This window comes from Thioalkalivibrio sp. (genome assembly GCF_007692535.1).
In the GTDB taxonomy this organism is placed as follows: Bacteria; Pseudomonadota; Gammaproteobacteria; order Ectothiorhodospirales; family Ectothiorhodospiraceae; genus Thioalkalivibrio.
This window is the reverse complement of record NZ_REBW01000145.1, coordinates 1-6,815: the sequence shown is the minus strand read 5'-3', so window position 1 is coordinate 6,815 and position 6,815 is coordinate 1. Positions and strand designations below refer to the sequence as shown.

The 6,815-nt window shown below is 62.9% G+C and carries 7 protein-coding genes; 4 read left to right on the top strand and 3 right to left on the bottom strand.

All coding sequences use genetic code 11. The features are described from left to right. Positions 1 to 397 precede the first annotated feature (397 nt). Entirely contained in the window at positions 398 to 805 is a 408-nt protein-coding gene (locus tag EA346_RS07990; RefSeq protein WP_296757339.1) for a DUF4332 domain-containing protein, read from the top strand. Positions 806 to 1,167: 362 nt separating this feature from the next. Beyond that, positions 1,168 to 1,827: a hypothetical protein gene (locus tag EA346_RS07985; protein WP_296757337.1), complete on the top strand. Its 660-nt coding sequence runs from the start codon at positions 1,168 to 1,170 to the stop codon at positions 1,825 to 1,827. 257 nt (positions 1,828 to 2,084) lie between these two features. Here the strand turns inward: EA346_RS07985 and EA346_RS07980 are convergent, their stop codons facing one another. Next, positions 2,085 to 2,609, bottom strand: a complete 525-nt coding sequence (locus EA346_RS07980) for a hypothetical protein (protein ID WP_296757336.1) — start codon at positions 2,607 to 2,609, stop codon at positions 2,085 to 2,087. 443 nt (positions 2,610 to 3,052) lie between these two features. Between EA346_RS07980 and EA346_RS07975 the strand changes: the two genes are divergently transcribed. Both EA346_RS07975 and EA346_RS07970 read left to right on the top strand, forming a co-directional pair. After that, a complete protein-coding gene (locus EA346_RS07975; protein WP_296757334.1) occupies positions 3,053 to 3,643 on the top strand; it encodes a L,D-transpeptidase in 591 nt (196 codons plus the stop codon). Positions 3,644 to 3,820: 177 nt separating this feature from the next. Further along, positions 3,821 to 4,129, top strand: a complete 309-nt coding sequence (locus tag EA346_RS07970; RefSeq protein WP_296757333.1) for an Lpp/OprI family alanine-zipper lipoprotein — start codon at positions 3,821 to 3,823, stop codon at positions 4,127 to 4,129. Positions 4,130 to 4,176: 47 nt separating this feature from the next. Here the strand turns inward: EA346_RS07970 and EA346_RS07965 are convergent, their stop codons facing one another. Then, the gene (locus EA346_RS07965; RefSeq protein ID WP_296757332.1) at positions 4,177 to 5,130 is read right to left on the bottom strand and encodes a L,D-transpeptidase family protein; all 954 of its coding nucleotides are present in this window, start codon (positions 5,128 to 5,130) and stop codon (positions 4,177 to 4,179) included. 52 nt (positions 5,131 to 5,182) lie between these two features. Continuing rightward, the gene (locus EA346_RS07960; protein ID WP_296757330.1) at positions 5,183 to 6,568 is read right to left on the bottom strand and encodes a DUF2252 domain-containing protein; all 1,386 of its coding nucleotides are present in this window, start codon (positions 6,566 to 6,568) and stop codon (positions 5,183 to 5,185) included. Positions 6,569 to 6,815 lie beyond the last annotated feature (247 nt).

Sequence of the window (6,815 nt, the reverse complement as noted above, 5' to 3'; positions counted from 1 at the left end):
AGGAGCCTGCCTTGCAGGCGAAGGTTTTGGCGGTTTCGCTGCGGTCAATGCGATGTTCCCGGCCTGCGGAGGATTCGTGCTAATCAGGTGAAGGTTAGCGTGTAAGCAAGGACTTTCCGCAGACTCATAGAATCAACCGCAGTTGTCGGTTATTCGTGACCGGCCTCCGGGAAAGCCCAATCGACACGGCAATGACCTACGGTACTAAGGATCTCCATGGCCCATCACCACTTGCGGTTGCGGCGGCCATCGGACTCAGCACGTCACAGCGGACCCGTTCCCGAAACTCCCCTGCCTCGTTCAACGGTGACGGCGATATAATCGAGGGGTTGCAAAATTCGGCTCTCCGACACATTCTTCGCCGTGCACGTTGGGTGCTGGAGAGGAAAATATAGGAATGAACTACAAAATTGAAGAGATCGAGGGTATCGGCAAGGCGCGGGCGGAAAAGCTCGCCAACGCAGGCATCAAGACCACCGGTGACCTGCTCGCCCAAGCGGCTTCGGCCAGAGGGAGGAAAGTGGTCGCTGAACGCTGCGGAGTGAGCTCCGTGCGCCTGCTCAAGTGGGTAAACATGGCGGACCTGATGCGCATCTCCGGTGTTGGGGAGGAATACTCCGAACTGCTGGAGGCCGCGAATTGCAACACGGTCAAGCAGCTGCGGCGGCGGAATCCCGTGAACCTCTCCAAGCGCATGCTCGAGATCAACGCGGAGAAGAAACTGGTCCGCTCGCCGCCATCGGAAACGCAGGTAAAGAAATGGGTTGACCAAGCCGCCAAACTGGAACCGATGCTGACCTACTGACAGAGAAATGCGGGCCGGCTGACGTCCTACTGGGCCGCGCATGCATTCCCGGATGCCTGAGTGCATCAAGTGAAGGGCTGGGTGCGTCTGGCAAGGCTTCAGCCGGCCTGTCAGGCCTCCAGCCCGCTGCAGATCTTCGGATCCACTTCATATGCGCATTCTAAGGAAACATCATATTCAGACCTGATTATCACGGAAGCTCCGCAGAGGACCCCTTCGCGCGCAAGGCGCGCTCCCACGGGTCCTTGCCCTTGTAGGAGCCTGCCTTGCAGGCGCAAGATTTTGGCGGTTTCGCTGCGGTCAATGCGATCTTCCTTGCCTACAGCGGATTCGTGATCATCAGATAGCCAGAAGGATTCCGATTGGACACCATCAAAAACTCCTGTTTTCTGGTTCTGCTCACGAGCATTACGCTCGTTGCCACCACGGCCTGTGGCCCTCCGGCCCCGGATACAGAGCCGGCATTCCAAGGTCCCCCAGCGGAGGTTACCGCCGCCGCGGAACCCATGAGCCCCACTGACTTGGGCGCTCTGCAAACCTACGATGGCACAGCCTACCGATATCCCCTCAGGGCACAATATCCAGGTACGATGGCGGTTGACGATGGCTGTGGCAGCGAGGGCTGCAGCTTCTCCTTTACCTTTTTGCCCCAGGGCAATGCCCTGGATGATGCCAAAGTCCGTGTCTTTTTACCGGCGGGGGCGACATCAGCCGCCGAGCAGGAATCCAGGGTGACTGGCCCCAATGGCCTGATCGAAAACGCCGGTTGGGCAGTCAATGAAATCGAGTCAGGCGGGTCAGAACAATTCCCTTACCCCTGGGTGGAAACCGTCATCAGCTTCAGCAGTGAGCTGAAAACGTCCGGCTACATTTTGCTAGGAGAAACGTCAGGCCAGGCGGTCGAGGTTCTACTACTCTATCCTGCCGAAATGGCAAAAGCCTTCTGGCCCAATGCACAGACCGTACTTGAAAGTCTGGAGTTTGAAGAAGACCTGCTCCCCCTGACTCCCTCCAACGTTTAGGCGGTTGCGGCTCACCCGTAGGCGCATCAGCAACCCGAACCACCTTTTCGACGGCCGACAGTCTGTCCTCACCGGTATGAGCACCCGCAACCGGCCGCGATCATCGCGCGCAAGGCCAGACGTTCACTCTGTTCGTAGGCGCGGTACGCCGTACTGGAATGTGACACCTGACGCCACCACTCCTGTCGGCGCGAGATGCGGGATGTCAGTCGGGACAATCGGCAGGTCCGTGCGGGCGGATGGACTCCTTATTGGCATCAATGCATGGCGCCGCCGCCATCGCTGCGCTCCACTCGCTGGGGCAACAATTGCGCGAACCCGCCCCCGGACTCGGGGAAAAGCCTGAAGCGCGGTTCCCCGAAGGTTTTCTTCCGCTTCGAAATTCCCTTCGGCTGCACCTGGACCTGCGCGACCCAGGACCCATCGCGCGTTTCCAACGCGAATGAAACGAGGTCCACAGCGTAGGGTGACGCCTCGATGGATCCGTACCGATCCAGGATGGCCTGGTACTTGCCCACCTTGTCCGGCGGCAGCCCCCAAGCCTCCATGATCGTGAAGACGAAGTCCGCATCCTCCCGGTATGCTGCGCGGCGCACCTGTTCGACGGACTTGCCCTGGACATCTCCATCAGCGGTGCTGAGCACAACGGTGCCTATCGTTCGCTTCTCGGGCGACCCGACGAAGGCGATGGGGAGCAGGCTCTCCCCGTCCTCGAGAAGGACCCGCGCCCGTTCGATCAGCGGCGCAATCATCTCCCAGTAGGCCTCGGGTATCGCGCTCATGGCCGACCCCCGGTTGTCGAGAGCCATCTGGCACTCGCGCCAAACCGTTGTGCCGGGCCACGGCTTTGGAATGAAGTCGTTGTCCGCGGTGAACGTGGCAGCCCCGCAGGCCTCCGTTCCGAATAGGCAGGTATCCGGTCGTAGCACGGACGGGTCGAGGGCCCTAACGGAATCGGACGAATTTCTGGTGCGCTTTGTTCTCTCATGGGTGATTACTGCGGAAAGACCGCTCTGGAATGAGTGACCCGAGTCTACACGATGAGTTCGCGGCCTGAAGGCAATCGGGAGGCAGGACACCGTGCCTGGAGTGTAGGCAGCATAAACACGCTTTTCCCGCCTGTCCAAGACGTGCGGGCCTACGGCCGTACGGGTGATCCGAGAGCCCGGCTGCGCTATAACGGTATCCGCCGACATCCTTTCCCCGTTCACGCTTCGAGCATGCGATGAAATCCCCGTCCCGACGCCGTTTCGCTCTCATGACGCTGGCCGCCCCCCTCGCGCTGTTGAACGGGAGGGGCAGCCGTGCCAATGCGCAGACGCCCCGATATGCCGGCGAGGTCTGGGTCCTGGTAGACGACCAGGCGGCAACGCTGATCGTCTATCGCGGCAACACAGAGATCGAGCGTTTCTTTCCGATCTCGCTGGGGCGCGGCGGTGCGAAGCCGGCACGCCTTCGCGGAGATAACGTGACGCCGCTCGGTGAATTCCGCGTGAACCGGTTCAACCACGAGAGCCGGTGGCACATCTTCATCGGGATCGACTACCCGACGCCCGTACATGCCCGGATGGCACTGGAGTCGGGGATCTTCACCGAGCAGGACTACGAGGCCTATCACGCCTATTACCGGCGGCACGGCCATCCGCCCCAGAACACCGTATTAGGCGGCGCGATTGGCATCCACGGGATCGGCCGCGGCAACCCCGACGTCCATAGCCGCTTCCACTGGACCGAGGGCTGCGTCGCGGTCAGCAATGAGCAGATCGAGCGCCTAGCGGAACTGGTCGGCATTGGCACGCGGGTGGTGATCCAGTAAGCACTCCTGCGATACGGTCCACTACTGGCGTGTCTGGCAGGGTCCGGCTACGCTAAGGCAGGCTGTGGCAACCCGCATGAGCGGATCCAGCCAACCGCGCCGTGATGGTCTGTGCGGCCGGGATCCATGAGATTTCTCACACGTCTGTTCCGGAACCACCCAAGGAAAAAATCGACCATGAACGCGAAGAGCACCGTCCTGAAGCTCACTGCAGTTGCCGCCTCGCTGGCCATATTGAGCGGCTGCGCCTCCACCAAAGCGCTGGAAGAAGTCCGCCTCAAGGCCGAGGCCGCACAGGCAGAGGCGACAGAGGCCAGGGCCCTCGCCAACCAGGCCCAGGGCACCGCGAACCAGGCCCAGGGCACTGCGAACGAGGCTATGAACACCGCGGACGAGGCGAAGCAGGACGCCGCCGAGGCCAAACGGATTTCGGAGCAGAACCGCGAAGAGATGAACCGCATGTTCCGTCGCACGATGCAGAAGTAGCCCACGGGAGACAGCCGTAGCGGGCGACCGGGGGCTCTTGCACGACCTCAGTCCGGGACGGGGAGGCTCTGGCGGATCGGGCCCCGCAGCGGTACCGCAAGCCCGTTGGGGTTTTCGACCAACTGGCGCAGACGTCTGTACGCGACGGGGTTCAAGTTGTCATCGAAGGCGACAAGCGCCACGACGTCGAGGGCATTGCGGACCGGCTCGAAGCTTCCCACGTTCTCCTCCAGTTGCGGGAAGGATTGGACGTACAGCACGTTGTCCTCGGACCAACCCGCCTTGAATGGCTGATCGATGATGTTGACCCGGGTGCCGGGAGGCACGCGGTCGAACAACGACTCGATGTCCTCGGGGAACATGCGGATACAGCCGCGGCTGACCCGCATGCCGACGCCATCAGGCTGGTTGGTGCCGTGGATCAGGTAGCTGGGCAGGTCCAACAGGATCGCGTGCCGGCCCAGCGGGTTGTCCGGTCCAGCGGGAACGACTTCGGGCGGCGGCTCGCCGCGGGCCGCGGCCTCCTCGCGCACGGAGCGCGGCGGGGTCCAGGAAGGGTCGCGCACTCTGACCGTAGTCCGTGTGACCCCTACGGGCGTGGCGAACTCTTCGCGCCCGACGCTGATGGGGTAGGTCTCCACCACCTCGGGGCTCGAGTAGTAGTAGAGCCGCATCTCGGACAGGTTGATCACGATGCCTTCGCGGGGGGTGTCCGGCAGGATGTGGCGGGCTGGGATCAGGACCTCCGTTCCCGGTCTTGGCGCCCAGATGCTCACGTTGGGGTTCGCGATCCGGATCTCCTCGAAACCCACGTTGTGCTCGCGGGCGATATCCACCAGCGTCTCGTCCTCGCGGACCGGTACAACATATATCTCACCGATCAGATCGCTGTATTGGGGTAGCGGGTAATGCCCGCGCGGCCAGACGCCATCGACGGATTCCGCCGCGACCCCGCCGGGGAAAAACAGGCAAAGCGCCAGCATCGCGACACTACGCAACACCGGCGCTGGGCCATCGAGGAGACATTCAATGCGCCGTCGCGCGCGCCACTTATTACTGCGACTCACTTGGTACCCGTCCAGTGCGGATGGCGGCGAGCAGGCGCGCGTGGTCCTGCTCGGTCACGTCGGCGTAGGCCCGGGCGAAGCGGCTCAGCGCCTCGATGAAGCCGTCGCTCTTACCGAGGTAGCCGGCCAATTCTGCGGAGTGGCCGCCGCGCGCGTGGGCGTCGGCCAGAAGGTGGCCGCACAGCTTGGCGTAAGCGACCAGGCCAGTGGCATCAAGATCCTCGATGTCGACGCTGCCTTTCATGTCGCGGAACTGCCGCACGTAGAAGTCGCGCTCAACACCATCGGGCCCGACCGCCCGCAACCATCCGAGAAAAATGTCGCTGACGGTCTGCATCGTGCGCTGCCCCTCGACGACACGACGGCCATGGGGTCGGGGTGCGGGCGACGCAACGTAGGGTTCGAGTACCGACGGACCCGCCTCCTTCAGTTGCAGTACCAGGGGATCGAGCTCATCCCGGCCGTGCAGCAGGATGACGTAGCAGCGGGTGCCGACGCTGCCCACGCCGACCACGCGGCGCGCCGCGTCCACCACCTCGAAGCGCTCCAGGAGCCCGCGCCGATGTGCTGGCAGGCTCGCGGAATAGCTTTCGAGGAAACGGGTGGCGAGTGCCTGTCGATCCTGCGGGAGCGCTTCGCGGGAGAGCACAGGTGGGTTTTCGCGCATGAACAGGCGGCCGTCGACGTTCTCGGTCAGTCTGCGGGCCGCGCGCTTGCTGTTGCGCCGGCGTGCCTTTGCGAAAACTTCGTCCGTAGCGCTGGTCAAGGCGGTTGCAAGCTCCGTGTCAACGACCCGATCGCCGAGCACCGACAGTACGTCGCGTTCGCCGACACTCGAGTACCACACATCGAGGAGGTCAGCATCGCGATGTTCGCGCAGGCTGCGCCGGTAGCGCGCGAGGCAGGCATACACGGCCTCGTCGCCAACGCCGGCGGCGAAACCGCGCTCCCGGGCGGCCACCACCAGCGAAGTGGCCATGCGCTTCAGGTCCCACTCGAAGGGCCCACGAATCGTTTCGTCGAAGTCGGTAATATCGAATACGAGCCGCCGCTCCGGAGTAGCGAAGGTTTCGACGTTGAGAAGATGTGCATCACCGCACAGCTGGGTAAGGATGGGGGTTGTCGGAGTGCGCGAGAGGTCGGCCGCCATCACCGCCGCCGAGCCCCTGAGAAAGGTGAACGGTGAGACTGACATTCGGGCGTAGCGCAGGCCGAGAAGTTCCGGTATCCGGGTCGCGTCCTGCTCGGCCAGGATCGAAAGCGCATCGGCGCGGTGTTTCGCCAGTGGGCAGTCAGCGTGCGAACGGCGCCCCACCTGCTTGCGCGCCGCCCTACCCCGCTGCGCAAGCTCCCGCCTGGAAAAATCTCGCATTTCGTCTCCTTGCGTATCGATCCGAGCCGTCTCAACTGCAACCTGCGTCGATCGGGGCCGATCAACCATGGCTCCGGGGCCATGAAGATGCAACTTATCACGCAGGCGAAGCCGGCCATGATCGAGAAGATGACGCCGAAAGGTCAGCCGGAAGCTCTGGACCCCAGCGTGATTCAGCAAACGCTGGGCGAGGCAATCGGCCAAGTGAACACTCTCGCTGCGGTATCCTCGCTGTTACGGGGTCAGC